The following is an 18017-nucleotide window of genomic DNA, read 5'->3' as shown; positions in this document are numbered from 1 at the left end:
GCCGAAGGCACTGCTGTACCTTCGGCTTCCTGAATGTTATACTTTATACTTATGCCAGCTTCTCGAAAATGCTCTTGTAGCTAACGGCTTTGCTAATGTAAGCCTGCAATTCGCTGATCGGCATACGCACCTGCTCGCGGCTGTCGCGGTCGCGCACGGTTACGGTGTCGTCCTCCAGGGTCTGGTGATCTACGGCGATACAGAACGGCGTTCCGATCAGGTCCTGCCGGGTGTAGCGTTTCCCGATGCTGTCGCGCTCCTCGTAGATCAGGTTGAAATCATACTTCAGGGCTTCGAAAATCTCCGTTGCCTTCTCCGGAAGACCGTCTTTTTTGGTCAGCGGAAGTATGGCGGCCTTCACCGGCGCCAGTGCCGGATGCAGCTTCAGGAAGGTGCGGTTCTTGGAGCTGTCGCCCTCGGTGATCTCCTCATCGGTATAAGCGCTGCACAGCACCATCAGGAACAGGCGGTCGGCGCCCACGGAGGTTTCGATCACGTAGGGCACGTAGTTGCCGTAGGGTTTGCCTTCCTCGTTCAGGTCGTTGTCGAAGTACTGCAGTTTTTTGCGGCTCAGCTCCTGGTGCTGCGTCAGGTCGAAGTCGGTGCGGGAGTGGATACCCTCCACCTCCTTGAAACCGAACGGGAACTCGAACTCGATGTCCAGAGCGGCATTGGCGTAGTGGGCCAGCTTCTCGTGGTTGTGGAAGCGCAGCTTGTCGGTTGGCACCCCGATGGCCTCGTGCCACTTGCGGCGGGTGTCTCTCCACTGCTCGTACCACTCCATCTCAGTGCCAGGGCGCACGAAGAACTGCATCTCCATCTGCTCAAACTCACGCATGCGGAAGATGAACTGACGCGCCACGATCTCGTTCCGGAAGGCCTTGCCGATCTGCGCAATACCGAAAGGCACCTTCATGCGGCCGGTCTTCTGCACGTTCAGGAAGTTCACAAAGATACCCTGGGCGGTTTCCGGGCGCAGGTAAATCGTCTGGGAATCCTCGGCGACAGATCCAACCTGGGTCGAGAACATCAGGTTAAACTGACGTACTTCCGTCCAGTTGGTGGTGCCGGAGACAGGGCATTTAATATCTTCTCGGATGATGAGCTCACGCACACCGTCCAGGTCCTCAGCACCCAGCAGCTTGCCCATTTCCACCAAAAGCTCGCTGGCTTTCTCGTAGTGGCCGTCTTTCTCGTACAGGGCAGCTTTCTCCTCTAGTAGCACATCGGCACGGTAGCGTTTCTTCGAGTCCTTGTTGTCGATCATCGGGTCGTTAAAGCTGTCTACGTGGCCGGAGGCCTTCCAGACCTGTGGGTGCATGAAGATGGCTGCGTCCAGACCTACCACGTTCTGGTTCAGCTGGGTCATGCTCTTCCACCACAGGTTCTTGATGTTATTCTTCAGCTCTACGCCCATCTGGCCGTAATCGTAAACGGCTTGCAGGCCATCATAAATCTCGCTGGACGGGAATATAAAGCCATACTCCTTCGCGTGCGAGATGATATCTTTTAACTGAGCGTTTTCTACAGGTGTTTTTTCTTGTGTCGCCATGCCGCAAATATAGCTTTTTAGTGTCTGATTATGTCCAAATGCTAAGTTATAGTTTTTCTTTGCTTCCAGCCCCATTTAAAGCTATACTCCTAGCTTACAATGTTTTTATGGCCTTTGGTTGGTTGGCTGCCGCTTCTTGCGTGTTAACAATTTCTTAACATCGGGCTACCAAGCGTAACATTTAATTAAAGTAACTTTGCGCCGAATTTATACTTCCGCTACAATTTAAACCAATGGCTAAAGTCAAAAAAGGAAAGAAACATGTTGTGGCTCCTGCAGCGCCCTATAAGTTCAGGAAGCGCTACAGTACCATCGACATCGTTATCCGCAAGGAGAAAAAATTCCTGTATTTCATTGCATTCGCCCTTATCCTGGCTGGTGTGGTTTACCCCTATGCTTCCATTGCCATGTGGGTGGGCTTTGCCTTTGCCGGCTACTCCGCCATCGCCAACGACAGTATCCAGACCATTGGTACGTTTATCGTTTCGAACGAGGATAAGAAGTGGTACTGGCAGTGGCTGTTTATGGGCTCTATCTTCCTGGCAACGGTGTTCTACAGCTGGTATGTGTTCGACGGCGACGTCACCTTCCAACGCCTTTCCTCCAAAGGTTTCGACCAGAACATCGATAGCTTTGTGTACTTGCAGTTGGCTGCTCCTATCATCCTGTTGCTGCTGACGCGCCTGCGCATCCCGGTGTCTACTACGTTCATGTTGCTGAGTGTGTTCACGGTTAGCTCCGGGGCCATCATCAGCATGGTCAGCAAAAGCCTGATGGGCTATGTGGCCGCCTTCGTAGCTGCTTTCATCATTTACCTGGTGCTCTCGAAGGTGATCAAGAGGCTCGTGAAAGGCGAGGCGCACGGAGCCTGGATCGTGGCACAGTGGATAATAAGCGGCTTTCTGTGGCATACCTGGCTGGCGCAGGATTTGGCTAACGTAGCTGTTTACCTGCCGCGCTCGCTGGGCTTTTGGGAGTTTGCAGCCTTTGCAGGCTTTATTTTCCTGGGCCTCGGCTTCCTCTTCTATAACAAAGGCGATAAGATTCAGGGCATCATCAATGAGAAGTCGGAGGTTCGGGATGTGCGCAGCGCCACGATCATCGACCTGGTTTATGCCATTATCCTGTACTTCTTTAAGGAGGTGAACAACATCCCGATGAGCACGACCTGGGTGTTTGTGGGCTTACTGGCCGGCCGCGAACTCGGGATGCGCCTGCGTGCCCATGACTCCCCGGTGAAGTTTGCCAAGACGTTCCGCCTCATCGGAAAAGATATCCTGTCAGTAGCCATTGGCCTAATCATCTCTATCATACTGGCAGTTGCCATTAACCCGGTAATCCAGCAAGAGTTGATGAACTTCTTCTTCGAATAACTTTCTTCGGTTTCTGACACCAAAAAAGCCCGGCAGCCATGTCGGGCTTTTTTGGTGGGTCGGGGGCTGTGGACAAACCGCTCTGGTAGAAAGTATAAAATCTGCCTTTCTGGCAAGTACAGCCATATTCAGCTACACTTTTCCACTTGGCGCGGCAGCTGTTTTATACTTCGTATCAGGCACAAAAAGGCCCCGGCTAACGTATAGCCGGGGCCTTTCATTTTTAATGTATCAACTGTTCAGCTTATTTTTCAGGCCAAACCACTTCCAGGTCGTCGTTAATGAATACCCCGAAGTTTACAGCGATCAGCTGGTCCTCGTCGAAGTACAGGTCGATCATCTCTTTCTCGAAGGAGATGCGTGTCTCGCCAGTCTCGGCCTCCTCTTCCTCCGGGTTGGTGATCTCTTGGTCGGCAAAAAGCTGCAGGATCTGCTCGCGGCTCATCTCGAAAACGCGCTCCCCGAAGATCTGTACCTCGCGGTTGGCTGTCTCGATGCAGCTCAGGCGGTAGTCGTCCTCTTTGTCGAAGTAGAGTGAGTAGCCCTCTTCCCAGTAGTTCCAGGCCTGATGCTCGAACTCATCTTCCTCATCAGACTCCTCTACCTCTTCAGGCTCCCCCAACAATTCTTCTACTTCGTCCATTGTCAGGCCAAACTTGATCTTACCAAGCCCTTTGCCCAACCTGATGTCTTTATTGATCATGTTCAATAGTGATTTTTTATATGTGCAAAGATACGTTTTTTACCTTTCGTTGGGTTTTCTTTTTATTCTGACCAGGCTATTCGTGCAGGCTTTTGAACTCTAGCATCAGCTGCCTATACTTCCCGTTCCCCTTCGCCAAATCCCACTTCTCCTTAAATATGGCCGCAGATTCGGCTTTCACCGGGTCTGGCTCCAGGGGGAGTTGCGGCCGGCCGTGGGCGCCGCTCTGCCCTTTTTTATCGTCCGGCACCGGGCCTTTATACTTCTGGCCGCTGCGGTGGTTGGCGTAGCGCCTGCTGCGGGTATAGCCCATCTGCAGGAACTTGCGGGCCATGTCTGCGCCTACGAAATCATTTTGCTGCAGGTACTCCAGAAACAACGTATATATCTTCTCCGACGACTCCCGCGCCACTTCCGGATTTTTAAAACGCCAGTGCGGCAGAATCTCGGACTTGTAGGGCTCCACCAGCAATACGCCCTGCTCTCCCTTTCCTACCCGGTATAGCTCCGGATGCTTCCTGAAATCTGTTTTATCGAAATCCAGGCTGTAGTTAAACGCTTTTCCCGTCTGGTTCTTCATAAGCCTGCGTCGTCTGCTTAACAGGTACAGTTTGGTGCTCTGAGTACTGCTCAGGGTATATCACGATAAAGCTGTTGTCTTTATAGTCTCTCGACAGCACGCGCGGAACGTAATCCATATTGCTGTTGTAGGAGATGGTTTTTTTTCTGGCTGAGATCACGACCACCATGTCGTCCTTCTGCAGCTCCGACTTCATACCGGCAATGTCTTTCATACTCGTGTACTCCTGGTAGCTTGCTTCCACGGCCGGCTTACTGCTGCTTACTGCTTTTTTAAGCTTGTTCAGCGTTCTTCTTCGGGACCGGAAGACGATGGGGGCTCCCAGTTGCGTCGACAGCAGTTTCACTGCTCTGATCCATCGTAGGAACCCTCTCTCCAATTCCGCATTTGTTGGCACGATCACCATCAGCCTTCCTGTAGTGTTCAGAGGCTGTATGATCTTGCAAACCAGGATCATCTCGTCTGTGTTCTCGAGGAGGTTATCCAGCACCGATCCAAAGATCCTATCGCGGGTTGTTATTTTGGCGTTCCATCCCAGCACCACCTCCGTTATCATGAGCTCCTTAATGGCCCGGAGTATACCGCTTGATACGTTTACATCTATCTTGGATACCAGCTGCACATCATTGTCTGTGGCCGAGGCATGTGTGATGGCCTCCTGCAGCATCTTGTTCTTCTTGAATATCTCTTCCTCGGCATGCTCGTTGTCTATCACCACAGCCAGCGGAAATATTGGGGCCTTATGCGCCGGATTCTTCAACATGATCGATAGGTCAATCAATTGCTCTATCGTTTTCGGATTTCCGATCGGCACCAGAATCCTATCGGGCTTCTGGCTGATGTCCGGCTTTCTTCTGCTCTCGAAAATGGCCAACTTCTTACCTACCTTTTCGGTCGTCAGGGAGCTCACCATACTTGACGTCAGGATCAAAACAACCGCGCCGTTCAGGGCACTCTCCCCAATCAAGCCTATCTCATAGCCTGCCAGTACTACGGCCAGTGTTGCTGCTGCGTGTGCACTGCTCAGGCCAAATATCAGGTTACGCTGTAGCACGCTGAACCCAAATATTTTTTGTGTCAAGAATGCAGCGGCATACTTGGTGAGCGGTGAGAGCACTACGATTGTCGCCGCTATCAGCATGGCGTTGGTATCCGTGAAGAGTACCTTCAGGTCTACCAGCATGCCGGTGCTGATCAGGAAGAACGGTACAAAGATGTTATTTCCTACAAACTCTACCCTGTTCATCAGGGGCGAGGTATGCGGTATAAGTGGATTGAGCGCCAGGCCTGCCAGGAACGCCCCAATGATGGCTTCCATACCTGCCAGTTCTGATAAGAAAGCCGCGGCGAAGATAACGGTAAGTACAAAGATGTACTGTGCTCCCTTTTCGCTCTCCAACTGCTTGAACATCCACTTGGCTATTTTGGGGAACACCCACAGCACCACAGCCACAAAGACCATCATTTTGATGACCATCCAAACCCAGAAGCCTACGTTGGTTTCGCCATGCGTTGAATTGATGATGATGGCCAGCACAAAGAGTACAGCTGTGTCTGTGATCAGTGTTCCGCCTATGGTGATCGTTACCGCCTCGTTTTTGCTAAGGCCCAGCCGGCTGATGATCGGGTATGCCAGCAGGGTGTGCGGTGCAAACATACTTGCCAGTAGTATGGCCGGTTTCATATCGTAATCGTGCAGGTATAGGAAAACGGCCGTACCGACAGAAATGGGTATCAGGAAGGTGAAGGTACCAAACACGATACTCCGTATTTTATACCTTTTGAAATCTATCATGTCTATTTCCAGGCCTGCCTGGAACATGATGTACAGTAAGCCTACCGTTCCGAATAAAACGATGCTTGCATCCCTCTCCAGTATATGAAATCCGTTTGGCCCCAGGATTACCCCTGCCAATATCAGTCCGACGATGCCTGGTATACTAAACTTCTTCAGCAGTATCGGCACCACCAATATGATCAGAAGCACCAGCGTGAATATGAGTATTGGCTCGTGGAACGGGAGTGAGAGGTCTACATTTAAAAGCATAGTGTATCTTGTTGCGTGTATTTTTCTGCTCTTCGAGTTTTAAATATACAGATTTTCTCTTTGTGTATTTCTCCTGTGTAAGCCGCCGGGTCTGTTTCACAGCCCCTTTTCCCGACCTTTCCACACTTTACGTTCCTTAATAATTTTTATAAGATGAATTTTTAAAAAGAATCTTCTTTCATTGTTAGGTCTGTTTATAAGTGGACAACTTTACCCAGCTTTGTGTACGTCCTATAACTTGTGTACAGCCTTGTAGTTTTTCACCAGAGCTCTTTCCGGGTTGTGAATTTTAGTTGCTTTTGTGCCAGCTGGTTAAGCCTGTTTTCCACTTTTTGCCCTTTTATGTGTATTTCTTTATAAACAGGAAACAGAAAGGTGGAAAAGGCGAATGTGTAAGGGAAATTATACACCTCTATCCACTTTTTACCCGCTGTGTAATCTGTTTTTGGGTGTGTAAGTTATGTGCGTGTAAGTTATCCCGTTTGTTACCCACGCTTTTCCACATGGTTTACCACAACTTTGTGGATTAGTGAAAAAAGTTTCCAGCCCCTCAGTTTTCCGTTCCATTTCTGTCTCTTTTCTCGTCCCCTCTCCCCTGCTCTTTATACTAGAGCGGTACCTGTTACCATGTCGGAAGCGCTTACACAAGTGTAGGTGCTTTTGGTTTTTACGCACAATGCGCTTTTGGGATTGGCAGAAGAAATAGGAATGCTTTCGTCTGAGAAGCAGCTGCAAAAGGAAAGAGGTATGGATGTGGGCCCGGAGGATCGTAATCTCAGGAGTTTACTTTCTAGGTAGTCCTGGTTCAAATGAACAGATGAGGCCTCAGCTGCGGAGAGTTTTTAGAGGGATCTATACTTGCTGTCCTCGGAGTTGGCTTATACTTTGTTAGCGATGTGAACTGCGAATCTGCGTATACTATAGTGCTTGGCAGGGGGAAGGGTGGTTGTCGAGCTTTTTCTTTCTCTTCTAACGTTTCCTTAATTCATACTTTCGTTTTCACTCCGTCGCATGTTTTTTTAGTGCTTCTGGTTCATCTATTCTGGTGTCCTGCCTTTCTCCTTTGTACAGCAGTAGCTTAGGCACAAGTTTTCATGTATGCTTTCTATATGAAACATCGAACAGTAGCAAAGACCTGTTACAGGCATAAAAAAAGGAGAGGCTTTCGCTTCTCCTTTTCCATTCTTACCCGTCTGTTTTAGAACTCCAGGTCCAGGTCTTCCACTTCCCAGTTTGCCCTTACCTCTATGGTGGCAGGGTGCATGTATACCGGTTCCGGCTGTACTTTAAATTCCGGGTCCGCCTTCTCCCACTTGCCGTTGTTGTTCTCGTCAATTAGCACGCGTATATAATAGGTGCCCGGTGCGATGTTCCTAAACCGGAAGGTCTTGCCTGCGCTGCGTTCCTCCACTACTTTATACTCCTTGTTTAGCAACTGCAGGGTATAGGAAGTATAATCCGTGTCGATGTTTCCGCTTAGGCTTCCCGTGGATCCTTTCCCTTCTGCTATGGCCAGTTGCAATGGTGGGAACGAGAGCGCCGTGCCCTCCAGCGGCTGTATGGCTGTGCTGTCAAGTACTACTGTCAGCTGCCTGATGTTGCTGCTGATGCTTGGCAGCGCGAAGCGCAGTTCTGTGTTTGTCCTGTCCAGGCTTACCTGCTCCGGATGTTGCAATTCCTCTACCACCACGCTATCGGCCATCAATTTTACCGGTGTTTTACCGGCAATGCGAACCGGCGTCTGCAGCTCTATTACTACCTGCTGCCCTACCCTGTAGCCGTTACTCCCGTTGTTCATAACTTTCAGCGCAGCCCCTTTTATGCGTGTGGATGGTTTCCCCTCAAACGCTATTTCCAGTGTGTCTGTGGCGATATTGCCCGCGGAATCAACAGCGGCAAGTATGGCTTTTCCACCCCCAAAACCTGTCGATTTAAACAACTCTATTGTCTTTCCATCCGGTAGCGCCTTGCTCACCAGCGTATCTTTACCTCCCACGGGTGTAGCGGTGAACTGCTGTATCCCCTCATTATAGCCTGCCACGAATCTATCGTTAAAGCGACCACGGCTCAGGAGTATAGGTTTTTTCGTATCGATTCGAACCGTCTGCAGTTTTACGGTATCCGTGTTGGGTGTGATGGTGATAGGCTGGGCCAGGTAGGCTATCCGCTCCTCTTCCGAGTCATAGTAGCTGTTGCTGTTCTTATCTATCAGTGCATACATACGGTAGCTGCCCTCCTTCACATTTTCCATTATGAAGTTGCCTTGGGCATCTGCCGATGTGAGGTAATAAGGCCTGTTCTTGCGCACGCTCATGGTATCTCCTGCCTGGTAGAGCAGCACGAGTGCCTCCTTCTCCGGCGTTTGCTTCATCAGGTCTACCACCGTTCCGCTCACGCGGCTGGAGTCTATGTATGAGCCGGTGCTGAAGGAGAGCCGCAGCCCCTGGGCCTTGTTCTTTTCCGTAATGTCCGTTATGCCCTCCCTGAAGTTAAAGGTATAGGTCGTGCTGTCCTCCAGCGGCTTCTCGAACTCCAGCGTCAACACGTTTCTGTTCGGGATCACCTTGTAGGGGTTGTTGACATTGGGGGTGATGAGGAGTTCCTTATTTAATGTATTTTGCTGAACCTCTTCGTCAAACTCCAGCGTGATGGTGCGGGTATCAACATTGAGTTGCTGGTCCTTCGGGTTGCTGCTTACTAGTTTCGGCGGTGTCTGGTCCCGTGGCCCCCCTTCCGGCGGGCTCTGTGTGGCGCAGGCGGCCATGCCTGTTGCCATGGCTGCTGCGATAAATGCTCTTAATAGCTTCATGGGCTGTGTGGTCATCAAATCAAAATAGGCAAACTTTCGCTTGCCTATCTTTCTTCCTGCGCAATTTGGCGCTCTTATTTTCTTTTTGCTATAAAAATCAGACTTGAGTAATCGTTGCCGTTTTTCTCGGCATAGCTGTTGGAGCGGTACCCATTCATCACGCTTGTCAGCATCTTCGTTTTGCCTTGCTTTTGCTTTTCACTTAGCATGCTCACGTAATAGGCGTCGAACTTCATGGGTAGCACCTCCTCCAGCTTCATTCTATGCTTTTTCAGGAAGCGCTTCATGGTGGGCTGCGTAAAGTGGTAGAGGTGGCGCGGCACGTCGTAGGCAGCCCAGTTCTCTTTGTACTCCTGCGCGTCATGTGAGTCCGCGTTCGGTACGGCTATGATCAGGGTTCCATCTTCCTGCAGGTGCTCCAGCAACTGCTCCATTGTCTCGTTCAGCGCATGGATATGCTCCAGCACATGCCACAGCGTGATCACCTCATATTTTTCCCCTTCTATATCTTCCAGAGTTTCGGCTATGATCTCCCCGGTTTGATCGGAGGCCTTCTTGCGCGCTTTGGCATTTGGCTCTATACCTCTGATCTCCCAGCCATCCTTTTTGCAGGCGCTCAGAAACACCCCGGTGCCGCAGCCATAGTCCAGTATGCTTCCTTTTACCGGAGCAAACCTGTTGATAAGCTCTACCTTCTGCTTGGTCGTAATAGAGCGCACTACATGATATGCCGTGTTGATAATCCCGGATGTGGTGTCAGAGTGCGAGATGTAATCATCTGACTCATAGTACTGGCCTATGCTCTGCGCGTCGGGCCTCGGGTTTGTGAATTTGAACGAGCAGTTCTCGCACTCCACAATCACAAAGCTTTCTTTCGATACAGCGTTGTCGTTTACTACTAAAAAGTTTTTAAAGGCTTCCTTGCCGCAGATCGGGCATTGCTCCAGTCTTTCGTAGCTCATTTATTTTCCCAGGTATACCATTAACACCGATATGTCAGCCGGCGACACGCCACTGATCCGGGAGGCCTGGCCTATGGTTTCCGGCTCCACTTTCAGTAGTTTCTCCTTTGCTTCTTTAGATAACGCAGGTATGTCGCGGTAGTTTATTTTGCCTTTGATATTATAGTTTTCAAGCTCTCCCATTTTGGCGGCCATCGCGTATTCTTTCTCGATGTAGGTTTCATACTTCACCTGAATGCCTGCCTGCTCCACGCTGTCGGGCTTAAACTTGCTCAGGTATTCGGCTACGGCGGGAACTGCTCTGGCGATGTCCTCTATCTCCACATTCGGGCGCTTGATGAGCTGGCCGGCGCGCTGCTTCTCTGCTATCGGCGCAGAGCCCAGTTCCTCCAGCAGCCTGTTGATATCTCCGGGCTCAATTGGCTTGTTATTCAAATAGGCGATGATTTCGGCTGTTTCCGTGATCTTCTTTTCCACAGCGTTCATGCGGCTTTCGTCTGCCAGTCCCAGCTCATATCCCATCTTCGTCAGGCGGATATCGGCATTGTCCTGGCGCAGCAGGATGCGGTGCTCGGCACGCGAGGTGAACATGCGGTACGGTTCGTCTGTGCCTTTGTTCACCAGGTCATCTATTAGCACGCCAATATAAGCCTCGGATCTCTTCAGTATAAACGGTTCTTTTTCGTTTATCTTGTTGTGCGCATTTATGGCAGCCATCAATCCCTGGCAGGCGGCTTCTTCATAACCTGTCGTACCGTTTATCTGGCCGGCAAAGTAAAGGTTCTGCACCAGCTTTGTCTCCAGTGTCAGGTTCAGTTGTGTGGGCGGGAAGAAGTCGTACTCGATGGCGTAGCCCGGGCGGAACATCTTTGCGTTTTCAAACCCTTCTATCTTGCGCAATGCCTCATACTGCACGTGCTCCGGCAAGGAGCTGGAGAATCCGTTCACGTAAACTTCCACGGTGTTCCACCCTTCCGGCTCTACAAAGATTTGATGGCGGTTACGGTCGGCAAAGCGGTTGATCTTGTCTTCTATACTGGGGCAGTAGCGCGGGCCCAGACCCTGGATGCGTCCCTGGAACATCGGCGATTTCTCAAAGCCGGTCTTCAGGATCTCGTGCACCTCCGGGTTAGTATAGGTGATGTAGCAGCTGCGTTGCTTGGACAGTGGCTGCGTATCGGTGTAAGAGAACTTGCTTGGGTTTTCGTCTCCGAACTGCTCCTCCATTTTGCTGTAGTCGAGCGAGCGCCCATCTACCCGTGGCGGTGTTCCGGTCTTCATGCGGCCAGCCTCAAAGCCTAATTCTTTCAGCTGCTCCGTGATACCCTTTGCTGCTTTTTCTGCTGAGCGGCCTCCCCCCATTTGCTTTTCGCCAATGTGGATAATGCCATTTAAAAACGTGCCGTTCGTTAAGACAACGGCCTTTCCGCGTATGGTTATCCCCAGACTAGTACGCACGCCTACCGCCCGTCCATCCTCTACTTCGATCCCTGTCACCATCTCCTGCCAGAAGTCTACGTTCTCTGTCTGTTCCAGGCTTAGGCGCCAAGCCTCAGCGAAACGCATACGGTCGCTTTGTGCACGTGGGCTCCACATGGCCGGTCCTTTCGACTTGTTGAGCATGCGGAACTGGATCATGGTCTGGTCGGTGATGATGCCGCTCATGCCGCCGAGCGCATCCACTTCCCGCACGATCTGCCCTTTGGCCACGCCACCCATAGCCGGGTTGCACGACATCTGCGCGATCGTGTTCATGTTCATGGTTGCCAGCAGCACCTTCGAACCCATCTTCGCTGCAGCCGCCGCGGCTTCACAGCCTGCGTGCCCAGCGCCAACAACTATAATATCGTATTCTGGAAACATGTATTCTGGTTTAAGAGATGTTTCACGTGAAACATCAGCAGGGGGTTGGTAATTCCGTTTGAGCTTAAAATTTCCGCAAAGATAACGAAGAATCTTCTTCTTTGCGCATAAGTACCTCTTGCTCTTCAGTCTTATCTTTAAAACCAAGTAGGTGCAGCACCCCGTGTATGATCACACGGTGCAGTTCGTCTTCAAAAGCAGTGCCGTGGTCCTGAGCATTGTCGTGCACACGGTCTATGCTAATAAAAACATCACCTTCAATAGTGCCTTCCTCGTCGGCATTATTGAAGGTGATGATGTCTGTTAGCGTATCGTGGTCGAGATAGGCTACGTTGATCTCGTGGAGGTACTCATCAGAGCAGAAGATGTAGGTGAGGTTGGTGAGCTCTCGTTCGTGGCGTTCAATGATGTCGGCAATCCACTCTGCTACCTGCTCTGGGTTGTTTAGCTCAAACTCTACATCCTCGCTAAAAAACTCAATTGGATGATCCATTCTCGGGAATAGGGATATTAAAGATTAGTTGTACTTTTTTTCCTTCGTCCAGAAAGTTAACCTCGTCGCACAGGTTACGCATCAGGAAGATGCCGCGGCCACCGGGGTTCTCCAGGTTCTCAGGGGCGGTGGGGTCCGGCAGGTGCTCGTAATCAAAGCCCGGGCCTTCATCGGCCACCTCAAAAAGTAGTTTGTTCTCCTCTACCTGTAACGTCAAGTATACATTCTTGTCTTTATCAAACTTATTGCCGTGGCGAATAGCGTTGTTTACAGATTCCGTTACAGCAACCATGATGTTGCCATAGATGTCATCTTCAAACTCAAACTCATCTTTAGAGTTATCGATAAAGCTTTCTATTACTCTGATGTTTTCGATTAGGGAAGGAATCTGAATTTTAACCTGATTCATATTAATCGTTAAGTGTAAAATAGGTGCTGGTTATTTGCTTATGTTTTTGAAGTACTCGTTTACCTTCTGCTTATAATACGGTGAAAGCGCAGGAGGTATGGTCTTGAGCAATTCTGTATGCTTCTCTTTTGCCTTTATATATCTCTCGAATGAAGGAGGAACATTGCGCGCGACTTCCTGAGCTGTCTTTGCTTCGCGTTTATTGTCCAATTCCCGTTCTCTCGCAGACTTCTCTGCCTCCAGCAAACGAGTCAGGATTTCGCGCTGCCGCTGAATGGTTTGCTCAGTCAAACGTTTATTAACGAGATCAGTTTCGCTTTGTTCCATCATCTTGCTAATATTTCCCAGCTTGCCATTTTGGCCCTTTTCACCCGGTTTTGCCCCCTGTTTCTCCAGTTCTTTCAAGGCATTTCGGAGAGCCTCCTGCTCCGCAGCCAATTTAGCTAATTCTTCAGAAAGTGCCTTGCCTGATTTGCCTCCTTTTTTCAGATCTTCGATTTTTTTGTTCAATTGTTGCTGCAATTCACCCATGTTGCCGGGCATCGGCTTATTGCTCTTCTGTTTTCCGGCCATGCCGCCCTGCATTTGCTGCATCGCCTGCTGCATCTGCTTCAGGGCGTCGTTGAGCATCAGGGCCAAGTTGTTCATGCTCGTCATAGCCAATTGCTGCTGTCCGGTGGCTTTGCCCAGGTTACGGTCGCGGAGCTCCTGCACGCTGTTGTCCATGCTCTGGTTCATGGCGGCTACCTCCCGTGTCACGAACGACTCGATCTGGAATACTTTTTTGGCTAGCGCAAACAGGCTATCCTCTATCACCTGGGCATTGTCGCGGATGTTTAGCTGCCGCTGCGACAGCTCCACCATGCGTGGATCGCTCTGGTTCACGCTGCGGAACTGCTTCATCAAGTCCTCCTGGTCGAAGGAGAGCGTGATCAGGTTCTCGAGGATGTCGCGGAGGTTGTCGAGGTTCTGCTGCATGCCGGCCATGCTCATGCTGCTCTTCATCTCCTCCATCTGCTGGGCCATCTGCTTCATTTGCTGCCCCGCCTTCTGCTGCGACTCGCTGGCCTTTTTGTTTTCGTTCTTCTGAAGCTGCTCCTGGCTTTGCTCCATCTGCTGCTCTATGCTTTGCTGGTCCTGCTGCTGTTGCTGCTCGTTTAGTTGGTTCGGGTTGTCCAGTTGCTTGTTCAGGTCCTTGAGTTCCTCCATCTGCTCTTTCACATTCTCAAAATCCTGCTGCAGCTCTTTCTGCTGCTCCTGTAAGGCTTGGTTGCTCTCTTGCTTCTGCTCGGTTTTCTGGGCCAACTGCTGCTCCTTCTCCCCCATCTCTTCCAGCTTGTTGGCGATGTTGTCGAGTTTTTGCTCAAACTGCAGCTGCTTGAACAGCTCCAGGGCCCGCTCCAGTTCACGCTCCAGGTTCTTCTCCCGGTTATCGAGTTTGCTCAGAAGCTGCTGCAGGTCCTGGTCGTTGGGCTGCTGTTGCTGCAGTAGCTTCTCCAGCTCTTCGTACAGCTTCTTTGTCTCGGGGTCCAGCAGGTCGTTCATGAGTTTCTGCAGTTCCTGCGCCTTCTCGGCCAGCTGCCTGCTTGGCTCGTTGAGCATGTTCTGCTTCTTGTTGAGTTCCTCAAAGAGCTCCTTCATGGAACGGATGTCCTGCTCCAGCTGCCGCTTTTTCGCTGCCAGGTCCTCCAGCTGCTTGCGGTCCTGCCAGTTCAGGTCGCGCTTGGTCTTCATCTTCTCCTCCGACTTAGATAGCTCTTGCTCCAGCTGATTTGCCCGCTCCAGCGTCTTGCTCATCTGGCTGGCCACCGACTGTGAGTTGCTGTCCAGCTCCTGCTGCAACTGGCGCTTGTCCGGAATCTTGAGCTCGAAGGTGCGGGTGCGGGTGCTTTTGGGGCCGCGGATGCCATCGTTGTCCCATACCTGCACAAAGTACTCCAGCTTATCGCCGGGCTGCAGGTTAAGGGCGGCCGTGTTCCACTGGTAGTAATAGGTCTGGCTGAGCTGCTGCTTGTTTAGCGGCAGGGCCTGGCTTTTGTATGTTGCCTGAGGGTTTTTGCCGTTGCTGATGCGGTAGGTCAGGGCCAGCCGCGTCAGCCCGTAGTCATCCGACACATCACCCCCCAACACCATAAAGGAGTACAGCGCCGTATCCTGGTACTGCTCCAGGCTGATCTGCGGGTTGCGGTCCGGAATGGTGGTGATCTGGTAGTTGATCTGCTCTTTGTTTGTCGTGTGCGCGTTGCGCAGGTTGATGCTGTAGTTCTGGCTCTGGCTAAAGGCCTTGCTGGCAGCAAACGTGCCGCCGTCTTTTTGGGCATTTATACTTTGGGCCGGCTCCTCAAAAGAGAGCTTTACGCTATCGGTCTCGGAGGTGGAGAAGTTCCAGGTGATGGTGCTGCCCTCGGGCACGGTGGCATTGCCGGTGTTCTGTATCTCCTCGGCTTTCCGGTTGAGGTATTTTGGGTATTGCACCAGCATCCGGAAGTCCTTCAGGTTCGGGCGAGAGAGCAGGTTTAACGTGTAATTGTTGGAGAAGAAACCGGAGCCCTCCAGCTGAAAATCCACAGGGCGCTGCAGCTGCTTGAACGTATAACTATAGCTGCCGTTGGCATTTTGGCTTAACCTTTGGCGGCGCCCGTTGTAGTTAATGTATACTTCGCTGGGCACGGTCTTGCCCTCCACTCCCACGTGAAGTATAAAATCCTCGCCGCGGAATGTCTGCAGCCCCTCGTTCTGCACCACAAAATTGAAAGGCGCCTGCGGCGTGTAATGCGTTTTGTAGTTGATGATGCGTTCGGTACCCTGCACGAAGATAGCCGGGTACACCAGCATGATCAGGAAAGCTACCAGGGCGGGTAGAGCGATGTACTTCAGCAGCGGCTTGTTCTCACGGTACGAAACGGCTTCCTTAAACTTGAAGGAAAGCAACTGCTGGCTGCGCTGGGCGATACTTGCCCGGATCAGCTCGTTGCTGCGGTCCTGCTGCTGCAGCTGGATGGCGTTAAGCAGCTTGTCGCGGACCTCGGGGAAGTAGGCGCCTACCTGCTGCGCCGCCTGCTCGTCGGAGAGCACCCGCCGCAGCTTTATTAGCGCAGCTGCTGGCAAGGCTATCCAGCGCACAAACACATAGATAACCGCCGCCACAAACGAGAAGAGCAGGAACGCCCGCACATACTCCGGGAAGTAGAACATGTACTCCAGCAGGCTGTACACGATGTAAACGGAAAGCAGGAGCCCAACCGCGAAAATCCCGCCCCGCAACAGCATGTTGAGGTAGAATTTCTGCTTGAACTCCTGCAATTGATGCAGCAACTGATCGAGTGCATCGGTATGTTTCATGTCTCGCTATTATAATGTTAAGGCATGGCGGCTATAGTTGTAAGTTAAGCATAAGTATCTAAAGCATTATGCAACAGGCGATAAAAAAGTAGGAATACCTATCATATAACTGTTTGCCGGCGCATTTTAGTATGCCTCCCCTACTCCAGTTCCAGTAGCACCGGGCAATGGTCCGAGTGCCTGGCTTCGGTAAGTATGGCGGAGCGCTTCAAACGGCTGCGCAGGTTTTCGGTGGCCATGTTATAATCAATACGCCAGCCCAGATTTTTGTTGCGTGCGCCGGCACGGTAACTCCACCAGGTATAGTTATGCGGCTCCTGGTTAAAGTGGCGGAACGTGTCGATGAAGCCGCTATCTACTATTTTGCACATCCATTCGCGCTCCTCCGGCAGAAAGCCCGAGCTCTTTGCGTTGGATTTCGGGTTATGGATGTCGATGGGCTTATGGCAGATGTTGTAGTCGCCGCTCACCACCAGCCCCGGCAGCGTCTGCTTCAGGTCGCCCATGTAACCATGGAAATCATCCATCCACTGGAACTTAAACTTCTGGCGCTCCTCACCACTGGAGCCCGAAGGCATGTATACGCTCATCACTGACACGTCGCCGTAATCGGCGCGCAGCACACGGCCTTCCATATCATAGCAGTCTATGCCACAGCCCACTTCTACGTGCTGCGGTTTATCCCTGGAAAGGATGGCTACGCCGCTGTAGCCCTTCTTTACGGCCGGATGCAGGTACACATGGTAGCCCATATCCTCAAACAGCGCCTTATCAAATTTAGATTCATCGGCCTTAATTTCCTGCAGGCACAGCACATCGGGGTTGGCGGCCTTCAGCCAGGTATCGAAGCCTTTGGTAAGAGCGGCACGAATGCCGTTTACGTTATAGGTTATAATTTTCATGGGTGAAATTTTTGCGACACACGTACTTCGTATCAGGTAGCACGATTTTTTTTCTTAGCGGTATCGCTGGTAAGCAGTAACAGCGATGAGACAAGTATAAGTTTCAGGATTTTATACTTCTTCATGGGCTTATACTTTGATTTTATACTTTGCCGGCTGTCGTACTACATGATACGAAATACGTGCTACGGATTAGGTTTACGGATTTCGTCGGCACGGTTGAAATACTCGATCACGTGCCATTTGAGCATTTTCTCCTGCTCTTTCAGGTTGGCAAAAGGGATGGACTTCACTGCCTTAAAGTGGGGCCAGCCCTCCTCGTCGCGACCGGTAAACTCGTAGTAGCCCGACTCGGCGAAGACGCGGCAGGTGGCGATGTGCATCAGGTCCTGCTTTTCTTCTTTGGTAAACTCCCGGATGCCCATGCCCAGTTCCTGAATCCCGATCAGGAACAGGATGGCGTTCATGTCCGGCTTTTTGCCGAAACGCTTCATCAGGTCAGCCCGCAGCTGCGTCCAGTTATGTTCCAGGTTATCGCTATCGTACATAGGTTGATTGTTAGTAGTTAACTGTTGATTGCTATACTTGAAAACAATCAGCAATTAACAATCAGCAATAATTTATTCGGCAGATCCCCGCTCCTTCAGTTCCTCCCAGTACTCCACGGCGCGGCGGAAGTGCGGGATCACGATAGAGCCGCCCACCAGGTTGGCGATGGAAGCTACTTCCATAAACTGCTCGTCTGTCACGCCTTCTTCGTAGCACTTGCCCACGTGATATTTAATGCAGTCGTCGCAGCGCAGCACCATGGAGGCTACCAGGCCCAGCATCTCCTTCGTTTTTACGTCCAGGGCACCGGCCATGTAGGTGTTGGTGTCGAGGTTAAAGAAACGCTTGATCACCTTATTGTCGTATGACATGATGCGCTCGTTCATGCGCGTGCGGTAGTCGTTGAATTCTTCTACTAAGCTCATTGTTAGGT

General features: G+C 51.1%; 14 protein-coding genes. 1 reads left to right on the top strand and 13 read right to left on the bottom strand.

The window, feature by feature from the left end; all coding sequences use genetic code 11:
* Positions 1-49: 49 nt before the first annotated feature.
* On the bottom strand, positions 50-1552 hold the full coding sequence (locus OH144_RS17785) for a glycine--tRNA ligase (protein ID WP_266203624.1): 1503 nt from the start codon (positions 1550-1552) through the stop codon (positions 50-52).
* A gap of 233 nt (positions 1553-1785) precedes the next feature.
* Here OH144_RS17785 and OH144_RS17780 point away from each other — a divergent pair, with 233 nt between their 5' ends.
* Positions 1786-2925, top strand: a complete 1140-nt coding sequence (locus tag OH144_RS17780; RefSeq protein ID WP_266203623.1) for a hypothetical protein — start codon at positions 1786-1788, stop codon at positions 2923-2925.
* A gap of 244 nt (positions 2926-3169) precedes the next feature.
* Here OH144_RS17780 and OH144_RS17775 read toward each other — a convergent pair whose 3' ends face one another.
* From OH144_RS17775 to OH144_RS17720, 12 genes are all read right to left on the bottom strand, one after another.
* Complete coding sequence (locus OH144_RS17775; RefSeq protein ID WP_266203622.1) at positions 3170-3628, bottom strand: hypothetical protein; 459 nt, start codon at positions 3626-3628, stop codon at positions 3170-3172.
* A 76-nt stretch (positions 3629-3704) separates the two neighbouring features.
* Positions 3705-4208, bottom strand: a complete 504-nt coding sequence (locus tag OH144_RS17770) for a DUF4385 domain-containing protein (protein WP_266203621.1) — start codon at positions 4206-4208, stop codon at positions 3705-3707.
* Positions 4180-6255, bottom strand: coding sequence for a cation:proton antiporter (locus OH144_RS17765; RefSeq protein ID WP_266203620.1), 2076 nt, complete (start codon positions 6253-6255; stop codon positions 4180-4182). The genes OH144_RS17770 and OH144_RS17765 overlap by 29 nt, the downstream gene beginning before the upstream one ends.
* 1198 nt (positions 6256-7453) lie before the next feature.
* Positions 7454-9064 carry an Ig-like domain-containing domain gene (locus OH144_RS17760; protein ID WP_266203619.1) on the bottom strand — a complete coding sequence of 537 codons (1611 nt, stop codon included), beginning with the start codon at positions 9062-9064 and terminating at the stop codon, positions 7454-7456.
* A gap of 74 nt (positions 9065-9138) precedes the next feature.
* Complete coding sequence (locus OH144_RS17755) at positions 9139-10026, bottom strand: class I SAM-dependent methyltransferase (RefSeq protein ID WP_266203618.1); 888 nt, start codon at positions 10024-10026, stop codon at positions 9139-9141.
* Complete coding sequence (mnmG, locus tag OH144_RS17750; protein WP_266203617.1) at positions 10027-11889, bottom strand: tRNA uridine-5-carboxymethylaminomethyl(34) synthesis enzyme MnmG; 1863 nt, start codon at positions 11887-11889, stop codon at positions 10027-10029.
* A gap of 64 nt (positions 11890-11953) precedes the next feature.
* Positions 11954-12382, bottom strand: a complete 429-nt coding sequence (ybeY, locus tag OH144_RS17745) for an rRNA maturation RNase YbeY (RefSeq protein ID WP_266203616.1) — start codon at positions 12380-12382, stop codon at positions 11954-11956.
* Complete coding sequence (locus OH144_RS17740) at positions 12366-12791, bottom strand: ATP-binding protein (RefSeq protein WP_266203615.1); 426 nt, start codon at positions 12789-12791, stop codon at positions 12366-12368. The genes ybeY and OH144_RS17740 overlap by 17 nt, the downstream gene beginning before the upstream one ends.
* Positions 12792-12821: 30 nt before the next feature.
* A complete protein-coding gene (locus tag OH144_RS17735) occupies positions 12822-16133 on the bottom strand; it encodes a DUF4175 family protein (protein ID WP_266203614.1) in 3312 nt (1103 codons plus the stop codon).
* A gap of 140 nt (positions 16134-16273) precedes the next feature.
* A complete protein-coding gene (locus tag OH144_RS17730) occupies positions 16274-17035 on the bottom strand; it encodes an exodeoxyribonuclease III (RefSeq protein ID WP_266203613.1) in 762 nt (253 codons plus the stop codon).
* A gap of 185 nt (positions 17036-17220) precedes the next feature.
* Positions 17221-17583 (bottom strand): hypothetical protein, encoded by a 363-nt coding sequence (locus OH144_RS17725; protein ID WP_266203612.1) that lies wholly within the window; start codon positions 17581-17583, stop codon positions 17221-17223.
* Positions 17584-17655: 72 nt separating this feature from the next.
* The gene (locus OH144_RS17720; RefSeq protein ID WP_266203611.1) at positions 17656-18009 is read right to left on the bottom strand and encodes a carboxymuconolactone decarboxylase family protein; all 354 of its coding nucleotides are present in this window, start codon (positions 18007-18009) and stop codon (positions 17656-17658) included.
* Positions 18010-18017: the final 8 nt, after the last annotated feature.

Origin of the sequence: Pontibacter kalidii, from assembly GCF_026278245.1 — a bacterium.
Lineage (GTDB): Bacteria > Bacteroidota > Bacteroidia > Cytophagales > Hymenobacteraceae > Pontibacter > Pontibacter kalidii.
Note: the sequence above shows the minus strand (reverse complement) of the source record. Positions and strands in the feature narration are given on the sequence as shown.